The 21,252-nt window shown below is 66.0% G+C and carries 19 protein-coding genes; 9 read left to right on the top strand and 10 right to left on the bottom strand.

What is annotated here, in order from left to right; translation table 11 throughout:
• Nucleotides 1-3: 3 nt before the first annotated feature.
• From ACETK3_RS17010 to ACETK3_RS17000, 3 genes are all read right to left on the bottom strand, one after another.
• Nucleotides 4-2,349, bottom strand: coding sequence for a glycoside hydrolase family 65 protein (locus ACETK3_RS17010; RefSeq protein ID WP_373993240.1), 2,346 nt, complete (start codon nucleotides 2,347-2,349; stop codon nucleotides 4-6).
• A 126-nt stretch (nucleotides 2,350-2,475) separates the two neighbouring features.
• Nucleotides 2,476-3,213, bottom strand: coding sequence for an HAD family hydrolase (locus tag ACETK3_RS17005; RefSeq protein WP_373993239.1), 738 nt, complete (start codon nucleotides 3,211-3,213; stop codon nucleotides 2,476-2,478).
• Between the two features lie 200 nt (nucleotides 3,214-3,413).
• Entirely contained in the window at nucleotides 3,414-4,031 is a 618-nt protein-coding gene (locus ACETK3_RS17000) for an alpha/beta hydrolase (RefSeq protein WP_373993238.1), read from the bottom strand.
• Nucleotides 4,032-4,202: 171 nt separating this feature from the next.
• Between ACETK3_RS17000 and ACETK3_RS16995 the strand changes: the two genes are divergently transcribed.
• The 5 genes from ACETK3_RS16995 to ACETK3_RS16975 all read left to right on the top strand — a co-directional run bounded on the left by ACETK3_RS16995 (nucleotide 4,203) and on the right by ACETK3_RS16975 (nucleotide 9,035).
• Entirely contained in the window at nucleotides 4,203-4,460 is a 258-nt protein-coding gene (locus ACETK3_RS16995; protein WP_236800775.1) for a DUF6458 family protein, read from the top strand.
• A gap of 308 nt (nucleotides 4,461-4,768) precedes the next feature.
• The gene (locus ACETK3_RS16990; protein WP_236821119.1) at nucleotides 4,769-5,575 is read left to right on the top strand and encodes a DeoR/GlpR family DNA-binding transcription regulator; all 807 of its coding nucleotides are present in this window, start codon (nucleotides 4,769-4,771) and stop codon (nucleotides 5,573-5,575) included.
• Entirely contained in the window at nucleotides 5,572-6,594 is a 1,023-nt protein-coding gene (locus ACETK3_RS16985; RefSeq protein ID WP_236800772.1) for a 1-phosphofructokinase family hexose kinase, read from the top strand. Before ACETK3_RS16990 ends, ACETK3_RS16985 begins: the two co-directional genes overlap by 4 nt.
• Before the next feature lie 2 nt (nucleotides 6,595-6,596).
• On the top strand, nucleotides 6,597-8,690 hold the full coding sequence (locus ACETK3_RS16980) for a fructose-specific PTS transporter subunit EIIC (RefSeq protein WP_373993237.1): 2,094 nt from the start codon (nucleotides 6,597-6,599) through the stop codon (nucleotides 8,688-8,690).
• A gap of 66 nt (nucleotides 8,691-8,756) precedes the next feature.
• Nucleotides 8,757-9,035: an HPr family phosphocarrier protein gene (locus ACETK3_RS16975; RefSeq protein WP_142131405.1), complete on the top strand. Its 279-nt coding sequence runs from the start codon at nucleotides 8,757-8,759 to the stop codon at nucleotides 9,033-9,035.
• Between the two features lie 172 nt (nucleotides 9,036-9,207).
• Here the strand turns inward: ACETK3_RS16975 and ACETK3_RS16970 are convergent, their stop codons facing one another.
• The 3 genes from ACETK3_RS16970 to ACETK3_RS16960 form a co-directional block, all read right to left on the bottom strand.
• Nucleotides 9,208-9,660 (bottom strand): SRPBCC domain-containing protein, encoded by a 453-nt coding sequence (locus ACETK3_RS16970; protein ID WP_237429672.1) that lies wholly within the window; start codon nucleotides 9,658-9,660, stop codon nucleotides 9,208-9,210.
• Nucleotides 9,661-9,663: 3 nt separating this feature from the next.
• On the bottom strand, nucleotides 9,664-10,506 hold the full coding sequence (locus ACETK3_RS16965) for a class I SAM-dependent methyltransferase (protein WP_236800769.1): 843 nt from the start codon (nucleotides 10,504-10,506) through the stop codon (nucleotides 9,664-9,666).
• A 143-nt stretch (nucleotides 10,507-10,649) separates the two neighbouring features.
• Nucleotides 10,650-11,801, bottom strand: a complete 1,152-nt coding sequence (locus tag ACETK3_RS16960; protein WP_237429671.1) for a Ku protein — start codon at nucleotides 11,799-11,801, stop codon at nucleotides 10,650-10,652.
• A gap of 40 nt (nucleotides 11,802-11,841) precedes the next feature.
• Here ACETK3_RS16960 and ACETK3_RS16955 point away from each other — a divergent pair, with 40 nt between their 5' ends.
• Complete coding sequence (locus ACETK3_RS16955) at nucleotides 11,842-14,403, top strand: ATP-dependent DNA ligase (protein WP_373993236.1); 2,562 nt, start codon at nucleotides 11,842-11,844, stop codon at nucleotides 14,401-14,403.
• A 157-nt stretch (nucleotides 14,404-14,560) separates the two neighbouring features.
• Here ACETK3_RS16955 and ACETK3_RS16950 read toward each other — a convergent pair whose 3' ends face one another.
• Nucleotides 14,561-14,818, bottom strand: coding sequence for a hypothetical protein (locus ACETK3_RS16950; RefSeq protein WP_236800766.1), 258 nt, complete (start codon nucleotides 14,816-14,818; stop codon nucleotides 14,561-14,563).
• 435 nt (nucleotides 14,819-15,253) lie between these two features.
• Here ACETK3_RS16950 and ACETK3_RS16945 point away from each other — a divergent pair, with 435 nt between their 5' ends.
• Together ACETK3_RS16945 and ACETK3_RS16940 are read left to right on the top strand one after the other, a co-directional pair.
• On the top strand, nucleotides 15,254-16,843 hold the full coding sequence (locus ACETK3_RS16945; RefSeq protein ID WP_236800764.1) for an MFS transporter: 1,590 nt from the start codon (nucleotides 15,254-15,256) through the stop codon (nucleotides 16,841-16,843).
• A 271-nt stretch (nucleotides 16,844-17,114) separates the two neighbouring features.
• Nucleotides 17,115-18,251, top strand: a complete 1,137-nt coding sequence (locus ACETK3_RS16940) for an FUSC family protein (RefSeq protein WP_373993235.1) — start codon at nucleotides 17,115-17,117, stop codon at nucleotides 18,249-18,251.
• Here ACETK3_RS16940 and ACETK3_RS16935 read toward each other — a convergent pair.
• Nucleotides 18,219-18,992, bottom strand: a complete 774-nt coding sequence (locus ACETK3_RS16935) for an SDR family NAD(P)-dependent oxidoreductase (RefSeq protein ID WP_373993234.1) — start codon at nucleotides 18,990-18,992, stop codon at nucleotides 18,219-18,221. The genes ACETK3_RS16940 and ACETK3_RS16935 overlap by 33 nt on opposite strands.
• A 324-nt stretch (nucleotides 18,993-19,316) precedes the next feature.
• Between ACETK3_RS16935 and ACETK3_RS16930 the strand changes: the two genes are divergently transcribed.
• Nucleotides 19,317-19,640, top strand: coding sequence for a hypothetical protein (locus ACETK3_RS16930; protein WP_373993233.1), 324 nt, complete (start codon nucleotides 19,317-19,319; stop codon nucleotides 19,638-19,640).
• 196 nt (nucleotides 19,641-19,836) lie between these two features.
• On the opposite strand, the gene ACETK3_RS16925 is transcribed toward ACETK3_RS16930, so the two are convergent.
• Entirely contained in the window at nucleotides 19,837-20,802 is a 966-nt protein-coding gene (locus ACETK3_RS16925; protein WP_373993232.1) for an NAD(P)/FAD-dependent oxidoreductase, read from the bottom strand.
• A gap of 109 nt (nucleotides 20,803-20,911) precedes the next feature.
• Nucleotides 20,912-21,244: a GNAT family N-acetyltransferase gene (locus tag ACETK3_RS16920; RefSeq protein ID WP_236800759.1), complete on the bottom strand. Its 333-nt coding sequence runs from the start codon at nucleotides 21,242-21,244 to the stop codon at nucleotides 20,912-20,914.
• Nucleotides 21,245-21,252: the final 8 nt, after the last annotated feature.

Genomic DNA, 21,252 nt, shown 5'->3' with positions numbered 1-21,252 from the left:
GCGTCAGCTGTTGCCGCGCACCACCGGGATGCTCGCCGTCGGCAGTCCGCTGGGAAAGACCGTTGGCTCCGGCTCCACGGCCGGTTCAAGCGGCACCTGCATAGGCGTACCGCCCACCGTGAAGTGCTGGCCGCGGACATCTACCTCCAGCGGCTCACCCTCCTGCACCGTGAGCGTGATGGAACCGGCGGCAAGCTGGACCAGCAGCAGGCGGCCGCGGATCTTCAGGTGGAAGGCCAACCCGTCCCATTCGGCGGGCAGGCGTGGATCGAAGTACGGCACCGGGCCCTGGTCGCGCATGCCGGCGAACCCGCACACCAGCGAACTCCACACTCCCCCGGTGGAGGCGATGTGCACGCCGTCGATGGTGTTGCCGTGGGTGTCGTCCAGGTCGATGAACGCGGCGTTGGTGAAGTGCTCCAGCGCTTCCTTCGAATAGCCCACCTCCGCCGCCATGATCCCCTGCACGCAGGCGGACAGCGTGGAGTCGCCGGTGGTGAGCGGATCGTAGAAGTCGAAGGCACGGTGCTTTTCCTGGGCCGTGAAGTCCTGCCACTGCAGGAACATGGCCAGGACCGTGTCCGCCTGCTTCAGCACCTGGTGGCGGTAGATGACCAGAGGGTGGAAGTGCAGCAGCAACGGGTACTTGGACCGCGGAGTGGTCCAGTCCCAGGCCTCCAGGGTCATGAAGTCGTTGTCCTGCGAGTGCACCTGCATGCGTTCGTCGAACGGCAGGTTCATCCGGCTGGCCGCAGCCTCCCACAGCTGGCGCTCCTCCAGGGTGATGCCGGCGTGCTCAAGGGCAGCGGCCGCGCGAAGGTTGAAGCGGGCCATGACGTTTGTGTACAGGTTGTCGTTGACCACGGCGGTGTACTCATCAGGGCCGGTCACGCCGTGGATATGGAAGAGCCCGTCCTTCCCGAAGAAGCCAAGGGAGATCCACATCCTGGCGGTCTCGATCAGCAGCTCGGCGCCCATCCCATCCCGGAAGGCGGTGTCACCGGTTGCCCAGAGGTACCTGTTGGTGGCGAAGGCGATGGCTGCGGCGATGTGGAACTGCGCGGTGCCGGCAGCGTAGTAAGCGCTGGCTTCGAGCCCGTTGATGGTGCGCCACGGGAACAGCGCACCGTCCACGCTCAGCTCCTTGGCGCGGATCCTGGCTTCGGGAAGCATGCTGTGGCGGAACTCCAGGACCTGCCGGGCGCCGTCGGGATTGGTGTACGTAAGGTAGGGCAGCAGGTACACCTCCTGGTCCCAGAAGTAGTGCCCCTCGTAGCCCGATCCGGTCACGCCCTTGGCGGGGATGCCGGCAACATCGGCACGCGCGGTGGCCTGGGCCAACTGGAACAGGTTCCACCGGATGGCCTGCTGCAGCCCGGGCCGGCCGCCCTCCACCAGAATGTCCGAGGTGGCCCAGTAGCTGCGAAAGTGCGCCTCGCTCTCGGCAAAGATGTCACCCACCGGCCGCAACGTTCCTTCCGCCACCGCGGCTGCATCGATCTCCGGGTCCTGCATAGTCCGGCCGGCGGCGTAGCTAACGCTCTTCTCCAGCCGGAACGGCTCATCAGCATCCACCGCAAGGACGTACCGGACGCTGCTGTCGTCCTGGTCCACCAGTGTCTCGAACGGCTGGTGCCCGGGTGACGTCCAGTGGTCCACGGCAATGCCCACGCGCTGCTTGGACTCCGCAGCCTCCCATGACAGGCGCAAGGAGCCGTCGCCGCCGTCGAGCCGCAAGGGCAGCAGCACGCGCCCCGCGTGGCGTCCGGCGCGGCGGGGATCGTGCACGGAGTGGTCTTCCACCGGCTGGTCCTGGCGGTTGATCACGGACGAGGTGACATCCAGGGAAACCTGCCGGTTCGTTGCCACCTCCAGCGAAATGCCCAGGCCGCCACGGGACTCGAATCCCACGGCCCGCCGCTCCGTGGTGGTCACCATAGCGCCGGACCGGCATTGCCAGGTGATGCGGCATTCATAGATTCCAGTGCAGAAGTCCACGGTCCGCCGGTAGTCCAGCACCTCGGACTCCGCCAGGCTGAGGCTTTCCCCGTCCACCACCACCGTGAAGTTGTTGGCGTCAGGAATGTAGAGGATGCGCTGCCCGGTCCGGGCGAAGCCAAACGCATTCTCGGCGTGCTTGATGTCCCAGATTTCGTGGAACCCATTGATGAAGCTGCCCGGCAGTTCGGCATCGGCCGCGGCACAATGCGCACCCCGGATGCCCAGGTGCCCGTTACCCAGCGCAAACAGGGTCTCAAGCGTTCCGGCGCCGTCGGTCTGGTACCGGGTTTCGACGAGCTGCCAGGGGGTATCGGGGAACCGCTCGCGGTCCTCGGTAATCAGTGCCATGGTCGGGGTCCTTTTGGCCTTGCTGTGCTGCCGGCGGGGCCGGCATGGAGTATTGGGGGGGAAGTGCGGTACTGGGATTGGTGCTGCCGGGGAAGCAGCGGGGTTGCCCGGGGAGGCAACGGAGGTTTAGGGGATAAGTTCCTGGAGATCGCTAACCACCAGGGTGGCACCGGCGTCCAGGAGCGTCAGCCGCCCTGCACCCCGGTCCACCCCGATAACGGAGTGGAAGGACCCGGCATGTCCTGCCTGCACGCCGGACACGGCGTCTTCCACCACCACGCACTCGGAACTGGACAGGTCCAGCAGCTTGGCGGCGTATTCGTAGGTGGCCGGGCTTGGTTTGCCGGGCAGGCCCTGCTCCGCGGCCACCACCCCGTCCACCACGACGGCGAAGTGCCGGCTGAGTCCGGCGGCCTTCAGTACGGCAGGGGCATTGCGGGAGGAAGAGACGACGGCGACCTCGAGTCCGCGCTCCAGTGCGGCTTGGAGGAAGCGGACAGAGCCTTCGAACGGTTCGACGCCGGCGCTCACGATGTCATTGAAGACCGCGTTCTTCCGGTTGCCCAGGCCATGGACAGTGTCGTGGGCGGGATCGTCCTCCAACGGGCCCTCCGGCAGCGTGATCCCGCGTGAGGCGAGGAAGTCACGTACCCCGTCAAAGCGCGGTTTGCCGTCGATGTGGTCGAAGTAGTCGCTTTCCCGGTAACCGGAAACACCTGGCTGTGAGGCGAGGTAGCCATCGAAAAGTTCCTGCCAGGCCCGCTCATGCACGCTGGCTGTGGGCGTCAGCACCCCGTCCAGGTCGAACAGGATTGCTTTGGCGCCGGTCCAGGCGGCGGTATCAGCTGCAGTTTCTTGTGTCATCGGCGGTGCGGTGTCCTCTCGGTTTGTGGACAGCCGGCCCCGCCGGGCAGCCTGAAGGAGGTTCTGCTGCGCGGCGTGCGCGCAGCATCACTTCCTTGTCCGCCCACTGCAGGACCGATCATGGCCGTAGACGAGTGTAAGCGCTTGCAAATTTCGCTGGCAACTGTTTTTTCTTACCCTCCACTGGAGCGGATACACAGTTAGCCCAGTACGTAATGGCGGAGGAAAGCGCTGACATCCACCATCTCCGTCTTTGACATGGCGTGCCCCATCCCCGGGTAGGTCCGGGTCGTCAGCAGCGTGTTCTGTTCCAGCCACTCGGCTGTGTACGCGATGGCGTCCTCGTTAATCACCAGATCAGCCTTGTCCCGCCCCCAAAAGAACGGCGGCTTCACTTCAAAGGAGTCCATGACCGAGAGGAGCTCGTTCTTGAGGACGAAGCCGGACAACCCCACAACAGCCGTGTAGTCCTCCGGATGCAGCCGCAGGAGCGTGGTTGCCATGGCCATGCCCTGGGAATAGCCCATAAGCGTGACACTGCTGTGCTGGTCCCTGACGGAACTGATCCACGCCCGCACGGAGTTCGCTGCGGAAATCACGTCGGCGAAGTCATTTGCCAGGAAGTAGTCCAGCAGGAACCAGCCCCAGTGGTCGCCGATTGGCATAGGAGCACGGAGGGCGGCGCAGGTGAACTCCTGCGGCAGGTAGTCGAAAAGGCGCACCATCCGTGCCTCGTCCGTGCCGTACCCGTGCATCATCACCAGCAAGGGAGTGCCGGAGCGCTGGCCTTCGGGCTTGGACCACACAACTGTTTCCACCGGAACAGCCTACGAGACATGCCCGCCCTAACGGCGCGGTGATTGAATCACGAATCCCCGGAAGGTAGCCTGACGCCTGACAGACAGCAGGCTTAGCTTTTGGCAGTGACGCACCACCCTTCCGTAACGCCCTACCAGCGCCGCGCAGGACGCGGCTATAAGGAGCAAGTCATGAGAATCGGCTCGTCAATCTTCCTCATCGCCCTTGGCGCCATCCTCGCCTGGGCCGTGGCTCCCGGCCTGATCCCCTTCGTGGACCAGCAGCTGGTGGGCTACATCCTCATGGCCGTGGGCGTCATCGGGCTGATCGCTTCCCTTATCCTCGCCTCACCCGGACGCAGCCGCCGCGTAAGCGAGTCCCGCTCCGTCATAGATCCAAACACCGGGGAGCGGATCACCCGCCACGAAAGCCGTGACGGCGGACTCTAACCGTCAGCGGTACCGGGGACGGGGTTCCGGGAACCCCGGGAACGGCCCCAAGTAACCCGAAGAGCCGGGCTGGACCATATGCGTCCGGCCCGGCTTTTTCGCGCCCCGGCCCTGGTGCCGGGTCCAGACCCGCAGGCCCTGGCGTCCTCCCAAGCCTGGAACCGGGGAGAGGAACTCCAGCCCCTCCCACATCCGCATCTTGTTTCATGTTGGTTTCCATTGACAAACCAACACAAGCAAAGATAAAGTCAAGTAACTCAACATCAGAGTGATCCAAGTCACGACAGCCACTACGCAACGGAGGGTACGTGTTCGCCGAGGAGCGCCAGCAAAAGATTGCCGAGCTTGTGGCCGGCAACGGCCGGGTCAGCGTGACCCTGCTCGCTGAGCGCTTCAGCATCACTACGGAAACCATCCGCCGTGACCTTGCCGCTCTGGAGAACGCCGGCACCGTACGGCGCGTCCACGGTGGAGCGGTGGCGGCAGACCGCTTCAGCACCACCGAGGAAAGCGTCACCGAGCGGGCCATCCAGCGGCCGGACCAAAAGGTTCGGATCGCCCAGGCCGCCCTCACACTGATCCCCCGGAACTCGCCGGCCAGCGTCCTCATGGACGGCGGCACCACCACCGAAGTGCTGGCGGACCTGCTGGCGCGGCGCACCGCCGTCGAACCTTCCGACGGAACCGGGCCGCAGCACGAACTAGTGGTTATCACCCACGCTGTGCCCATCGCCAGCAAGCTCTCCAACGTCCCCGGAGTCGCCCTGCAGATCCTGGGCGGCCGGGTCCGCGGACTTACCCAGGTGGCCGTGGGCCAGGCGACGGTGAACGCCGCTGCCCGGATCCGCCCGGACATCGCGTTCATCGGCACCAACGGCATCCATGCCACCTTTGGCGTCAGCACTCCCGATCCTGAAGAAGCAGCCGTCAAGGCAGCCTTCGTCCAGTCGGCCCGCCGCATTGTGGTGCTGGCCGACTCCTCCAAGCTGGACACGGAAACCCTGGTCCAGTTCGCCTCCCTGAAAGATCTGGACACCTTGATCACAGACAGTGAACCCGGACCTGAACTCGCGGCCGCCCTGGAAGAGGCCGGCGTCGATGTGGTGATCGCATGATCGTCACCTTCACGGCCAATCCAAGCCTCGACCGCACGGTGGCCCTCCCCGGCCCCCTGGCACGCGGCGAAGTACAGCGCGCCGTCTCCGTCCGCCAGGAGTCCGGCGGCAAGGGCGTCAACGTCTCCCGCGCCCTGGTGGCATCCGGACTCGAATCCCTGGCCGTCCTGCCAGGCGCGGACAGCGATCCCGTCCTGGCCGGCCTGCGCGAAAGTGCAGTCCCCTTCATATCCCTTCCCATCGACGAGCCGCTGCGCACCAACGTGGCGCTCACCGAGCCCGGCGGCGTGACCACAAAGATCAACGAACCCGGGCCCGTCCTTGCCGCGGACCAGCAGGAAGCCCTCATCAAGCTGCTGCTGGAAAGCTCCCGTGGCGCCAGCTGGGTAGTCCTGGCCGGCTCGCTGCCGCCCGGATTCCCGGACAACTTCTACGCAACGGTGGCCCGTCGGATCCGGGAGGCGGGCAACGGCAATGCGCCGCTGATCGCCGTCGACTCCTCCGGGACGCCCCTCGCCGCTGCCCTCACCGACGCCGGAACCCCCGACGACGGCACAGGCACCAGCGGAACAACCACGGGTTCCGGGAAACCGGACCTCCTCAAGCCCAACGCCGAGGAACTGGCGGAACTGGCCGCAGCCGCCGGTTTTGCCCCGGCATCCGGTGACGAGCTGGAAGCGGACCCGGCGGCTGCCGCCGCCGCTGCAGCCGCCGTCGTACGTTCCGGCGTAGGTGCTGTGCTGGCAACTCTCGGTTCCAAGGGAGCTGTCCTCGTAACGGCCGACGGCGCGTGGCTGGCCACGCACCCGCCGGTCGCCGCGGTCAGCACGGTAGGTGCGGGCGACTCCGCACTTGCCGGCTACCTGCTTGCCCACGGCCGGGGCGCCGCCCCCGCCGACTGCCTTCGTCAGGCGGTGGCCCATGGTGCCGCCGCTGCCTCGCTGCCCGGATCCACTGTTCCGGCAGCAGACCAAACCACCCCGGATGCCGTAACCATCACGGCCCTTCGAAAGGATTGACAGTGACCCAGCTCATCACCACGGACCTGGTCGAGCTCGACCAGAACCTGGGCAACGCCCCCGAGACGGTGATCCGGCATCTGGCAAGCAAGGTAGCTGCCACCGGACGCGCGTCGGAAGTTGAAGGACTCTTCGCCGACGCCTTCGCACGCGAACAGAAGACCGCCACCGGCATCCCCGGCGGCATCGCCATCCCGCATTGCCGCTCCGCCGCCGTCACGGTGCCCACCCTGGCCATGGCACGCCTGGACCCGAAGGTTGACTTCGGTGCCAAGGACGGCCCGGCTGACCTGGTGTTCTTCATCGCCGCTCCGGACGGCGCGGACCAGGAGCACCTGAAGCTGCTCTCCAAGCTGGCCCGCTCCCTCATCAAGAAGGACTTCACCGCGGCCCTGCGCAACGCCTCCTCGCAGGCAGAAATCGTGGAGCTCGTGGAAGGCGCCCTGGCCGACAAGCCAGCCGCACACGCCGCAGCCGCCCCGGTTGACGCCGTTCCGGTCGGTGCGAGCGTTGGCGCAGCGGCAGGTGCCAGTGCAGCAGGTTCTTCAGCCTCTGCAGGCGCAAGCGCCGGCAACACTGCCACAGGCTCAACCCCTGCCCGTCCCAAGCGCCTCGTCGCCGTGACCGCCTGCCCCACCGGCATCGCCCACACCTACATGGCGGCCGACTCGCTGGTGGCAGCTGCCAAGGAAATGGGCGTCGACCTGCAGGTGGAAACCCAGGGCTCCTCCGGGGCCAAGGCATTGGACCCCGCTGTCATCGCAGCAGCTGACGCCGTGATTTTCGCCGTGGACGTGGATGTGCGCGGCAAGGAGCGCTTCGCCGGCAAGCCGGTCATCAACGCTCCGGTCAAGCGCGGCATCGACGAGCCGGACAAGATGGTCCAGGAAGCACTCGCCGCGGCAGAAAACCCCCACGCCCACCGCGTCCCCCACTTCGGTGCCGAGGAACAGGCCGAGCACGAGGCTGAGGAAAAGGGCGAGCACATCGGACAGAAGCTCAAGAAGGCCCTGCTCACCGGCGTCAGCTACATGATTCCGTTCGTTGCCGGCGGAGGCCTGCTGATTGCGCTGGGCTTCCTCCTGGGCGGCTACGACATCACCGGCGTCGCTGACAAGGTGGTGGTGCAGAACAACTTCGGCAACCTGCCCGAGGGCGGCCTGCCCATCTACCTGGGCGCCGTAGCCTTCAAGATCGGCGCGCTCTCCATGGGCTTCCTGGTCCCCGCGCTGGCAGGCTACATCGCGTACGCCATCGCTGACCGGCCCGGCATCGCCCCCGGCTTCGTTGCGGGTGCCGTGTCCGGATTCATGGGTGCAGGCTTCCTGGGCGGCATCGTGGGCGGCCTGCTGGCCGGCTACGTCGCCCACCTGATCGGAACCTGGCAGGTTCCCCGCTGGCTGCGCGGCCTGATGCCCGTAGTCATCATCCCCCTGCTCGCCTCGATCGTGGCCTCCGGCCTGATGTTCCTGGTCCTCGGTGGACCCATCGCCGGACTCACCACGGCGCTCAACAACTGGCTGTCCGGCATGACCGGTGCTTCCGCCGTCGTCCTTGGAATCATCCTTGGCCTCATGATGTGCTTCGACCTGGGCGGCCCCGTCAACAAGGTGGCCTACGCGTTCGCCGTTGCCGGCCTGAGCGCCGGCAGCGCCACCAACCAGGCCCCGTGGCAGATTATGGCGACGGTGATGGCAGCGGGCATGGTTCCGCCGCTGGCCATGGCACTGGCCACGGTCCTGGACAAGAAGCTGTTCAGCCTGGCCGAACGCGAGAACGGCAAGGCAGCCTGGCTGCTGGGCGCATCCTTCATCTCCGAAGGCGCCATCCCGTTCGCCGCGGCCGATCCGCTGCGCGTCATCCCCGCCTCCATGCTGGGCGGCGCCCTTACCGGCGCACTCACCATGGCCTTCAACGTGACCTCCCAGGCCCCGCACGGCGGCATCTTCGTCTTCTTCGCCATCGGCAACCTGCTGATGTTCGTCGTCTCGATCATCGCCGGCACCATAGTCAGTGCGCTGGCGGTCGTGGGCCTCAAGCGCTGGGCAGTCAAGAAGACCGTTGATACGGTGGAACCGGTTCCCGCAACCGTCTGAGCCGGCCTAGCCACACACCTCACCGGCCGCTGAACCCTCAGCACGCCGAAAGACAAAGGAGCAAAAATGCCAGAACGCACAGCAACCGTCGCCAGCCGCGTGGGCCTGCACGCCCGCCCGGCCGCCATATTTGCCGAGGCAGCCGGAGAGTTCGACCTGGACATCACCATCGCCCGCGAAGGCGAACCGGCTGACGAAGCCATGGACGCTGCCAGCATCCTGTCCCTCATGAGCCTGGGTGCCTCGCACGGTGACGTGGTGGTCCTCCGCGCCGAAGGTGCCGGCGCAGACGACGCGCTGGACCGGTTGGTGCAGATTCTGGAAACGGACCACGACGCCGAGTAGCAGCAACGCTGCCCCAAGCCACAAAGCCGGCGGCCGCCGTCGGGCTTCCCTAAATGGGAACGTCCGAGGGCGGCCGCTTGGCTTTAAACGCCGGGCCCACCTTCAGCGCGCCTCACCCAAGTAGGTCGCATTTGTTGTCGTTTTGACCCTTCAAAACGACAACAAATGCGAGTCAGTTGGGAGGGGAGGGGCGTTGGGTTCGTTCGGCGAGCGCCTTCACGTCCGCCAGGAGCTTGTCCCACATGCCCTTGGAGTGCGCGGCGGCGTCCTCGGTGGGGTTGTTGTCCTGTGCCAGCGACAGGCGGGTGGCGCCGCCCAGATCCTCGAAAGTCCATTCGAGCTTGTGGTAGTTCTCGGGCTTATCCTCCTGGCCGGACAGTGGGCTGAAGTGGGTGTGGACCAGCTTCCGGCCCGGTTCGACCTTAAGGATCCGGCCTTTGTCCTGGTACGTCTTCCCGTCCCATTCGCCCTGCCACGTGATGGGACTGTCCACCTTCCAGTCCGTCTCCAGGACGGCCCCGAACATGAACTCCTTCACGGCCGCCGGGTCCGTGATCACCTCCCACACGCGCATGGGATTGGCGTTGATGGTGGTGACGGAGACTGCCACGTGGTTCCCGGCCATGGGTCAGGCCTTCTTTGCCGTGAAGAGCAGGTATTCCCATTCCATCTGGAACGGGACGTCGCCGTGGGCGTCGCCAAAGGAGTCAGCCAAATCGGTGAGGGCCTTGTCCAGCGCCTTGACCCTGTCCTGATCCTCGGCGAGCGACTTATACACCGAAATGATGGGGCCGTAGTGGGACTTGAAATACCTCACGAAGTCCGCGGGCTGGTGGAAGCTTTTGACGGCCAGGTTCTGCTTGCGGGTGCGGACATCAGTGATCCTGTCCCCCAGCAGTTCGCGGACATGGTCCTCGCTCCCCCACAACGGGGCAGGCTGCGCACCGGGCGGGGGCGGCGGCGCGAAAGGCTTCATGACCGCAAACATCTGGCCAATAAATCCTTCCGGCGTCCAGCACAGCAGCCCCAGGGAGCCGCCAGGTTTACAGACCCGAACCAGTTCGTCCGCGGCCGCCTGGTGGTGCGGTGCGAACATCACCCCGATGCAGGACATCACGGCGTCGAACTCCGCATCACCGAAAGGCAGGGCTTCCGCGTCACCTTCCTGCCAGTCCAAGGTGACACCGCGGTTCGCGGCTTCCCGCCGCCCTGCCTCGAAAAGCTCCGGGGTGAGGTCGCTGGCAACCACTTTGGCGCCCATCATCGCGGCCGGAATGGCGGCGTTGCCCGTTCCCGCCGCCACGTCCAGCACCCGCTGGCGCGGCCTAATGCCCGTGGCCTCCACCAGGACGGCGCCCAGTTCCAGGAGCATCTCGTCCGCGAGGGCCGGGTAGTCCCCTGACGCCCACATGGCCCGGTGCTTCTTTTTGAGCTCCCGGTCCGCCTCCACTGCATCGGTCTGCTGGCTCATGCCCGTGCCCCTCTACGTGTCTGGTCCAAATGGGTGACAGCACGCTGTTGGCACAGCGGAGGCTGTGATGCGACTCATTGTGGACGCGATGGAGGCAGCTGTAAAGGTGGGACTAAAGGTGGGCAGGTCAGGAGGGCTTGCGCTCAGGCGGGCTTGCGGGCCCTGGTGGTCTTGGCGGCGGGCTTGGCTGCGGTCTTCGTTCCCGTGGACTTGCTGTCCGCCGACTTGGTGCCGGTGGACTTCGACCCGGCTGTTTGGGAGGCGGCAGGCTTTGACGCGGTCGATTTGGCGGCAGTGGACTTGGTGGCTGCCGTGGACTTCGCGGACGACTTGGCGGGTTTCGCGTCATCCGTGCCGGTCTTCGCGGCCGCCGCCCTGGTGCCGGAAGCCTTGGTGCCGGAAGCTTTGCGGGCCGGCTTGGCTCCCTCGGCTTCCCCGTCCCCGGTGTCGGCTTCATCGGTGTCAGCTTCGTCGTCGGAACTTCCGCCGGCGGAGGCGGCCTCCCCGCCGCCGCGTTTCCGGTCCAGGCTCCGTTTGAGGGCCTCCATGAGGTCGATGACTTCGCCCTTGCCGCCCTCGCCGGCTTCCACGCCGAACGTCTCCTCCGTGTCCAGCGATTCGCCCTGTTCGAGCTTGGCGTCGATGAGCTGGCGAAGCTGCACCTGGTACTCATCGGTGAAGGAGTCGGGTTCGAAGTCGGCAGCCATGGACTCCACCAGCGCCGCGGACATGTCCCGTTCCTGCGCTGAAATCCTGATGTCGGCCTCCAGGGAAGGGAAGTTGGCCTCCCGCACCTCATCCGGCCACAGGAGGGACTGCAGCACCAGCACGTCGTCCTTGATCCGCAGGGCGCCCAGCCGGGTCTTCTCCCGCAGCGCGAACTGGACGATGGCCACCCGATCCGTGTCCTCCAGCGCCCGGCGCAGCAGCACATAGGCCTTGGGCGACTTGGAGTCCGGTTCCAGGTAGTAGCTCTTCTCGAACATCATGGGCTCAAGCTGCTCGGACGGGACGAACTGCACCACTTCAATCTCGTGGCTGTTCTCCGCGGGAATGGACTTGAGCTCATCCTTGGACAGCACCACGGTGCGGCCGTCCTCATCGAACGCCTTCTCGATGTCCGAGTAGTCCACCACCTCGCCGCACACCTCGCACCGGCGCTGGTAACGGATCCTGCCGCCATCGGCATTGTGAACCTGGTGCAGACTGATGTCATGATCCTCAGTGGCGCTGTAGACCTTCACGGGCACGTTGACCAGGCCGAACGCGATGGCACCTTTCCAGATGGCTCTCATTCCTACAGTCAACATCAGAGCGGGCCGGAGGTGAAGCCCCATGGCCGCTAGCAGGGAGCGTGTCCGGGTGGCGGGACGGGAACTGACCCTCACCAACCTGGACAAAATCATCTATCCGGAGACCGGCACCACCAAGGCGGACGTCCTGGCGTACTACGCCGCGGTGGCCCACGTCCTGATTCCTGCGGCTGCCAACCGGCCGGCCACCCGCAAGCGGTGGGTCAACGGAGTGGGCACAGCGGAGAAACCCGGCGAGGTGTTCTTCCAAAAGGAGCTGGAGGATTCGGCCCCGGGATGGCTGCCGCGAGCGGCGATCACGCACAAGGACCGGACCATCCACTACCCACTGGTCAACGACGCGGCCACCTTGACCTGGTTCGGCCAGATCAACTCGTTGGAAGTCCATGTGCCGCAGTGGCGGGTGGACTCGCACGGCAACCAGCTGAACCCGGACCGGCTCGTGCTGGACCTGGACCCGGGCGAGGGAGCCGGCCTGCAGGAGTGCCGCGAGGTGGCCCTCCTGGCGCGCACCATCCTGCAGGACGTGGGCCTGGGTCCGGTGCCGGTGACCAGCGGCAGCAAGGGCATCCACCTTTACGCAGCCCTGGACGGGAGCCAGACCTCCGAGCAGATCTCCGCGTTCGCACGGGAACTTGCCCGCGCACTCGAGGCCGACCACCCCGACCTCGCCGTCAGCGACATGAAGAAGTCCCTCCGCAAGGGCAAGGTGCTGGTGGACTGGAGCCAGAACAACGCTGCGAAAACCACCATCGTCCCGTACTCACTCCGGGGCCGGCCGACCCCATTGGTGGCTGCACCCCGGACGTGGGGGGAGATCGACTCGCCCAACCTGAAGCACCTGGACTACCAGGAGGTACTGCGAAGGGTGCGGGACGGCAAGGACCCATTCGCCGCCGTCGTCAACGCTGCAGGTGGTGGGGATGGAGCCGGAGCGCCCAGCGATGACGCCGCCCGGGAGGAAGCGCACGACGGCGATCCGCGCCTAAGCAAGTACCGCTCCATGCGCGATCCCAAGGCCACGCCCGAGCCGTTCGCCGGCCTCCCCGCCGCCGGCAACAGCTTTGTCATCCAGGAACACCACGCCAGCCGGCTGCACTGGGATCTGCGGTTGGAGCATGAGGGCGTCCTGGCCTCCTGGGCCCTGCCAAAGGGCGTTCCCGAGTCCGGCGGGAAGAACCATCTGGCGGTCCAAACCGAGGACCACCCCATGGACTACCTCACCTTCCACGGGACCATCCCGAAGGGAGAGTACGGCGCGGGTGTCATGACCATTTGGGACACCGGCACCTACGAACTGCATAAGTGGATCAACGGCAGGGAAGTCATCGCCACGCTGACCGGTTCCGAGGGCGGCGGGCTGGGCGGCACCAGGAAAATCGCGCTGATCCACACCGGACGGGGCCAGGGCAAGGACGCTGAAAGCCAGTGGCTCATCCACCTCATGGACCAGGAGCAGGCAGGCGGACGACGGCGGCATGCGGCTCCGGAGGCGCAGGCTCAATCCGCTTCAGCGTCCCGGGCGGCGCAAGCGGAGGAGCAGGAAGAGGACGACGGCGGCGCGGTGCCTGGGCAGGAAGCCGAGCCCAAGGCGTCGGCCGGGTCCGCCGCCGGTACCGTTGCGGACCCTTTGGAATACCAACCCATGATGGCGACGTCCGGCACTACGGCCGACCTGCAGGGCAGCTCATGGCAGTACGAACTCAAGTGGGACGGCGTTCGGGCCATCCTGGTGGCCGACAGGGAAACGGTGCGCATCTTCTCGCGCAACGGCAACGATGTGAGCCGCACCTATCCCGAGTTCACGGACCGGTCCTGCTGGCCGGATCAACCGTTCGTGGCGGACGGTGAGATCATCGCCGTCGGCCCCGGTGGGCGGCCGGACTTTGGCCTCCTGCAGGGCCGGATGAAGCTCACCCGGGCCGCCGACGTCGCCAGGGCCCGCACCGCCATTCCAGTCCAGTTGATGCTGTTCGACCTCCTTTTCGACGGCGGCAAGGATCTCCGCCGCCTGCCGCTCAGCAAACGCCGGCAGCGGCTCGAGGAGTTTTTTGAGCCGTCCGACTGCCCGGTGGACCTGTCCATGGTGCTGGCGGAGTCCGTTGAACTCCTCATGGAAAGCGCGCAGGAGCTTGGCCTTGAGGGCGTGATGGCCAAGAGGACCGACAGCCGCTACGTCAGCGGCCAGCGGACCCGGACCTGGATCAAACTCAAGACTGAACAAACCCAGGAAGTGGTGGTGGGAGGCTGGCGTCCGGGAAAGGGAGGCCGCCAGGAGACTGTTGGATCACTGCTGGTGGGCATTCCCGATGGCGACAAGCTGCAGTACGTGGGCCGCGTTGGCTCCGGCTTCAGCACCCGCGAGCTCACAGAACTGCGGCAGACCGTGGAGCGGCTGGGCCGGAAGAGCTCACCGTTCCACGAGGTCCCCCGCCCCGACGCGGCCGACGCCCACTGGGTGGCACCGGAACTGGTGGGCGAAGTGACCTACAGCGAATGGACTGGACCTGGACGGCTGCGGCATCCGCGGTGGCGGGGCTGGCGTGTGGACAAGGACCCGGCGGACGTGGTCCGGGAAAGCTGACAGCAGGGTTTTCGACGCGGACGTGGACCCGCGACGCGCAAATTACCTGGCGCGCTCATATTCTGAGGGCGCCAGGTAATTTCAGTGTCGACACGGCCGGTGCGCGTCGCCATGCTGCATCCAAACGCTCGTTGGCAGCTGCGACTTACCCCAGTACCTATGAGGAGTGCGGCATCTGCGGGCGGCCGGTGCGGTGCACCGCCGTCACGGCTGCCTCGTGGCCCATCCGCCCATGTCCGGAAGCGCGGTCCTTGGGATGGCGCCGCTTCCCCAGGCCATCCGGCCATCCGCCCTGCTGCGGCAACTGAACGCCGCCGACTGCTGCGGGGCCCGGGGCTACCGGCACATCCATAGCCGCCGCGAGGTGGTCCGCGACCTCCGGCTTGATGTGGAACTGGTTGGACTCTTCACCCATTGTGGTTCTTCCCTTCTTCCCTCGTTCTTCCTTGAAACGGAACGCCAACGAAAACGCCCGGGCGCGCGCAGGTTACTGCCCGGAAAGAAGTGTGTTCATCGCTCTACCATAGGCACCCCCGAGGCGCCTGTGAACCCCCTCCGAGTACGGTGGCCGCAGTCACTTTCCCGGCTGCAACCGCCGCAAAACCGGCGCCGGAAGGAACCAAAAACAAAAATTTTCGGTAACGATGCCGTTGATCAGCCTGCTTCCCAGTAACGACGCGGGAAAAGCCGGGGAAAAATATCCAGGATGGAACCGGTTCCGGGGGCCTAAACGGCCGTATCCTAGGCCATTTGGCGAGCCGACGATACCGATCTCCCGTAAAATTGAAGGCCTGCCCAGAGCGGGGCAGCTACAAGTCGCAAGCAAATGACCTCCACAGGAGTTGCCCAAATGCCCACAGACCGAAGCAGGACCGACTCTTTCGCAGGCGCCACAAACGCCGGCGGAACCTACCCCGCAGCCGCCACGGCTGCCAAGAAGCCCAGGCTGCTCCCACGCCGCCGGCTCAAGGAATCCGATGTCAACGTGGTTGACCAGCCGATGCTGAAAAAGGCACTCGGCGGAACCATCGTGGGCAACACTATGGAATGGTACGACGTAGGTGTCTTTGGCTACCTCATCACCACCATGGGGCCAGTGTTCCTTCCCGAGTCGGATCCCACCACGCAGACGCTGTTCCTGCTGGGGACCTTTGCCGCCACCTTCATCGCCCGTCCTTTGGGCGGCGTCATCTTCGGTTGGCTGGGCGACAAGATGGGCCGCCAAAAGATCCTGGCCACCACGCTGATGATCATGGCAGCGAGCACCTTCGCCGTCGGCCTCCTGCCCGGGTACGCCCAGATCGGCCTGTGGGCAGCTGCACTGCTGGTGCTCCTTAAGGTCATCCAGGGCTTCTCCACCGGCGGCGAGTACGCCGGTGCCACCACTTTCGTCAGCGAGTACGCCGCCGACAAGCGCCGCGGCTTCTTTGCCAGCTTCCTGGACCTGGGCAGCTACCTGGGCTTCGCCATCGGCGCCGCCCTTGTGTCCGTCCTGCAGCTGACCCTGGGCCAGGACACCATGGAGGACTGGGGATGGCGCATCCCGTTCCTGGTGGCCGGCCCGCTGGGCCTCATCGCCGTCTACTTCCGGAGCAAGATCGAGGAATCGCCGCAGTTCCAGGCCACCCTTGACGCCCAGGAAGAGCACGCCAAGAACGCGTCCGCTGGTGAGACCGCCCAGGCCAAGGGACCTGTGGGAATCGTCAAGGCCTACTGGCGCCCCATCATTGTGGCCATGGTTGTGGTGGCCGCCGCCAACACTGCCGGTTACGCACTGACGTCCTACATGCCCACGTATCTGACTGAATCCAAGGGCTACGACGAGGTGCACGGCACGCTGCTGACGATTCCCGTGCTGGTCATCATGAGCCTCTGCATCCCGCTGACGGGCAAGTTGTCCGACCGGATCGGCCGCCGTCCCGTGCTCTGGATCGGCGCCGTGAGCACCATCGTCCTGGCCATCCCGGCCTTCCTGCTGATCGGCATCGGACAGATTTGGTCCACCCTCGCCGGGCTGACCCTGGTTGCCTTCCCCGTGACGTTCTACGTGGCCAACCTGGCTTCCGCCCTGCCGGCCCAGTTCCCCACGTCCAGCCGCTACGGCGCCATGGGGATCGCGTACAACTTCGCCGTGGCCATCTTCGGCGGCACCACCCCCTTCATCGTGGCCGCGCTGATCGGCGCCACCGGCAACGACATGATGCCTGCCTACTACCTGATGGCCACCTCCCTGGTAGGTGCCATTGCCATCTACTTCCTCAAGGAATCGGCAAACCGTCCCCTCCCCGGATCGATGCCGAGCGTTGACTCCGCGGCGGAGGCAAAGGAACTGGTGGCAACCCAGGACGAAAACCCGCTCATCAACCTGGATGAACTGCCGTTCGACACCCACGACGGCAACGATCCCCAGGCACACCGCGGGGTTCCGGCCGGCGCCTAGTTCCAGCTGGACACAGTTCCATCGGGACTCAGTTGCAGCCAGGGTTAGTTCCAGCCGGCCGCCGGGGTGCTCTTGTAGCCCACGCTCACAGGCCCGTCCCGCGTGCTTCCTTGGGGGAAGCACGCGGGACGGGCCTTTGCGTGCCTGCCGCATGTCCGAATATGACCGCCCTCAATGGAACTCTGCCCGAGCCCGGTGATACGTTCCGAAGGGCACAGCGGCTGCGACAAGCCACGAATGGCGCCACAACAAAACAGGACAGGTCAGGTACATGAAGCGCGTAGTGGAGCAGGTCCGTGCGCTCCACCGGCTGGAACCCGCCACCGGTGACCACCTTGCCGCACTCCGCGTGGCAATCAGCGTCGCCGTTCCCTCGCTGCTCCTGCTGGTACTGGGCCGCACCGACCTGATGATCTACGCCGTGTTCGGAGCCCTCACCGGCATGTATGGCCGCTCCGAACCCCACCAGTTGCGCCTCCGCCACCAGGGACAGGGCGCCCTGGTGCTGCTCAGCGGCGTGGCCGTGGGAGTGACGCTGTCCATCAACCACATCCACTCGTGGTGGCTGGTGGCCGTGGAAGCCACCCTGGCAGGAGTTGGCTCGGTCTACGCTGACCGCGTGCGCCTGAAACCGAACGGTCCTTTCTTCGGAATTCTTGCCCTTGGCGCCTGCGCTTCCGTTCCCACCGTGGTCCCCTGGTATGCCGCCATGTTCATCGCCTGCGCATCGTCCGTGTTCTCCATCCTGATCGGCTTCAGCGGCTGGGTGCGGCGGAGGTCCTGGGAACCCGGCGCAACCAGGAGCGTGCCGTCCCGTTCGTCGGCCCGGCGGCGGGAACTGTCCGTCCACGCTGCCCGGTACGTGCTGGCGGTGGGTGCCGCGGGGACGGCAGGTGTCATCAGCGGCACCGGCCATCCGCATTGGGCCATGGCGGCAGCGGCAGTGCCGCTCGCCGGCGCAGACCTGCCCAGCAGCGTCCGGCGGGGCGTCCACCGCATCGTGGGGACGTTCGTGGGGCTTGCGGTAACCGCCGTCGTCCTCCTGCCGGAGCCCTGGGCACTGGCAGGCCTCTACCCCGCACTCCTTGAGCCCGTACACCGGGCCGCTGTGCTGGCCCTGCTGGTGATCCTCTTCCAGTTCGCCACCGAGTTGTTCATGACCAGGCACTATGGCCTGGCCATGGTCTGGTTCACGCCGGTCATCCTGCTGATGACCCAGCTGGCCGCGCCCATCGAGCCGGGGGTCCTGATCCTTGAGCGGGCGGTGGAGACGCTGGTGGGCGCACTGCTGGGGATCCTGGTGGTACTGGCTGTGCGACGCCCCGGCTCCCGCACCGGAAATGCCCTGCCGGGGCCTAAGAGCGGCTCCGCGTCCCTACTTAGGCTTCCGGGCCGGTCCGGCCATTAGGCGCGCCGGAGCAACCCTGGCCACGGCGACCACCGCCTTGTAGCGCTTGGACGGGATGCAGACTGCCTTGCCGCGCTCGTTGTCCGCAAGGCCTTCGCTGACCACCCGCTCGGCCCGAAGCCAGGTCCAGGAGGGGGCCACGGACTTGTCCATCCCCATCCGGTCGTGGAACTCGGTGTGTGTAAAGCCGGGGCAGACAGCCGTCACCTTGACGCCATGCTTGCGGTAGGCGAGGTTTGCCCACCGGCTGAAACTCAGCAACCAGGCCTTCGCTGCCGAGTAGGTGCCGCGCGGCAGGAACGCCGCCACGCTGGCCACGTTGATGATCCTGCCCTCCCGGCGCTCCAGCATGCCCTTCAACGCTGCGTGGGTAAGCAGCATGGACGTTTCGGCATGCAGCTTCAGGTGCTTTTTCTCCTCCGCCGGATGGTTGTCCTCAAAGTTGTGCAGCAGGCCGATCCCGGCATTGTTCACCAGGATCCCCACCGGCCGCGTTGCGTCCTCAAGGCGTTCGACGACGGCCGCCACGTCGTCGTCCCGGGTCAGGTCGGCGGGAAGCACCTCAACCGTCATGCCATACTGCCGCCGGAATTCTTCTGCTGCTTCTGCAAGCCGGGACGCGTTGCGTGCCACCAGGACGAGGTCATGCCCCTGGGCAGCAAGCTGCTTGGCGAATTCATGGCCGAGCCCTGCGCTGGCCCCGGTGACGAGTGCTGTTGTTCGGGTGGTGGATGGCGTCATGCTGCAAGCCTAACCAGCAAGGCGGCAGGATGGACCGTCGCTCGCGCACCATGACCGCTACGCCGGAACCCCTGGGGCCCAGGTTGCCATGAAGGGGAAAAGGACCAGCAGCAGGTTGTTGCCGGTTTTGCCCGTGGTTTTCCTGCTTTTCTGGCTCGCCTGGCAGTGGCAGCGCTGTAGCGGATGTTGCGATTCCCCAAACGTAACTTGTGCAACATTTAGTAAGCATGCTTTGCTTGCGGGGATAGATGAACCTCCGCAAGCAGTTCGCGGCGGGGTTGCCAACGCTGGCGGCTCCGTGAAAGAAGCCCAAGGAAGAACATAATGACCACCGCATTGGAAGACCAGCTGGCAGCGTTTGGGGAGCGCACTGAGGCAGCTGGAAATGTATTGACCGCCACGGTACCCGTGGACGCAGGGCTGCTGTTGACCCTCAACTCACGCATGCATTGCCGCACGCCGATGCAGCGCGTTGACCACGACGAGCTGCCTGTCCGGCAGCCCGTGTACGTTGACGGAAACTCCATCGTTGCCCTGCGTCCGGGATCCGTCCCGGAGAGCGTGGTCACCTACCGCTGCGCCTGCGGCTTCACCATCGATGACCCCGGGACCGCCATGGCGGTCAGCGGCGAGGCCCTCGCCAGCTAACCGGCCCCTGCTTGGCCCTGAGGGCCCGCCAGCTCACAGCCGGCGGGGGCCCTGCCGGTTGCTGACAGCAGCCGCACTGGCCGCACTGGCAAGGCCCGCAACCCCAAAGCCTGGGGCGGCCAGGGCCCCAACCTGGCAAGGCCCGCAACCCCAAAGCCTGGGGCGGCCAGGGCCCCAACCTGGCAAGCCCGGCGACCTACTGCCCCGCAGGCACCCTGGCTGCTTCAACCTCCCGGCGCGTGTCCGCCAGGACCAGGTCCGCATTGATGGCCTCTGCCGCGCGAAGGCCGGCGGCGGCGGCGGTCATCACCTGCGCTGAAACATCCGTGGCGTTGCCGGCCGCCCATACGCCGGGGCAGGATGTTCGGCCACTGTCATCGGTTTCCAGTCGGGTCCCCGGGCCTTCCTGGAGGGCGGCCGGCTCCAGCCCCAGTCGCTGGAGCATGTTGGCCTTGCTCACGGTGGCGGGGCTGACCACCAGCACGTCCAGGCCCACCGTGGCGCCGGAGTCCAGGATGGCGCCGCTGAGCCGGTCGTCGCGAACATCCAACTCCCGGACCTTTCCCTCCACTACCTGGATGGAACGGGCTGCCAGCTGTTCTGCCTGGCCCGCGCTGAGTTCCAGGGCGTCGTTGAGCAGCATGGTCACGTCTGCGCTCCACTGCCGGAACGTCAGGGCCTGGAGGACGGAGTGGGAATCCGCGGCCAGCACGCCGATCTTTTGGTTCCGGATTTCCCATCCGTGGCAGTAGGGGCAGTACAGCACGTCCCGGCCCCAGCGGTCGGCCACGCCCGGAAGCTCCGGCAGCTCATCCACGATTCCGGAGGCGATCAGGAGGCGGCGTGCAGTCCGCGTGGAACCATCGTTCATACCCAGGATGAACTGGTCTTCTCCACGGCTGGCCTGCCGGACGAAACCTGAAGTCATCGCCCCGCCATACCGTGCCAGCTCTTCCCGGCCGGCGGCAAGCAGGTCCCGCGGGCTCATTCCCTCCCTGCTGAGGAATCCGTGAACGCTCTCCGCTCCGAGGTTCCGCTGTTCGCCGGCGTCGATCACCACCACCGAGCGCAGTGCCCGCGCCAAGGCTATCCCGGCACTCAACCCCGCCGGTCCCCCGCCGATCACTGCCACATCGAATACGTCGTCCTGGTGTTCCGCCATTCGTAAGGCGTACCCGGGGCGGCCCGGGGACTAACGGTTCAGGGGCACTACGGCTCAGGAAATAAGGAGTGGGAGATAAGGAAGGCCCAATAGGGTCACCCGGCGGACTTCAGCTATCCGCCGGCCAGTCAACGAACTGTTCGTAGCCTTCATGCTTGCGAAGGTAGCCGGAAATGAACGGGCAGTGCGGGATGATTCGCTTGCCGGTGGCCACTACATCGTCCAGGGCGAAGTGCGCCAGGACCTTCCCTAGGCCTTTGCCGTCAAAGTCCTGTCCGGTCTCGGTGTGGGTGAAATCAATGTGCCCGGGAAGGTCGCGGAAAAAGGCCTGCACCGCAAGCCGGCCATCCACGAGGAGTTCGTACCGGTGCTGGGCGTCATTGCGCCGCAGCGATACATTGGCGGTGAACTTGTCCTCCGCGGACGCGGTGTTCTCGGTCATGGTTCGAC

The sequence above is a fragment of the Arthrobacter sp. E44 genome, from assembly GCF_041877125.1.
Classification (GTDB): Bacteria; Actinomycetota; Actinomycetes; order Actinomycetales; family Micrococcaceae; genus Arthrobacter.
Note: the sequence above shows the minus strand (reverse complement) of the source record. Positions and strands in the feature narration are given on the sequence as shown.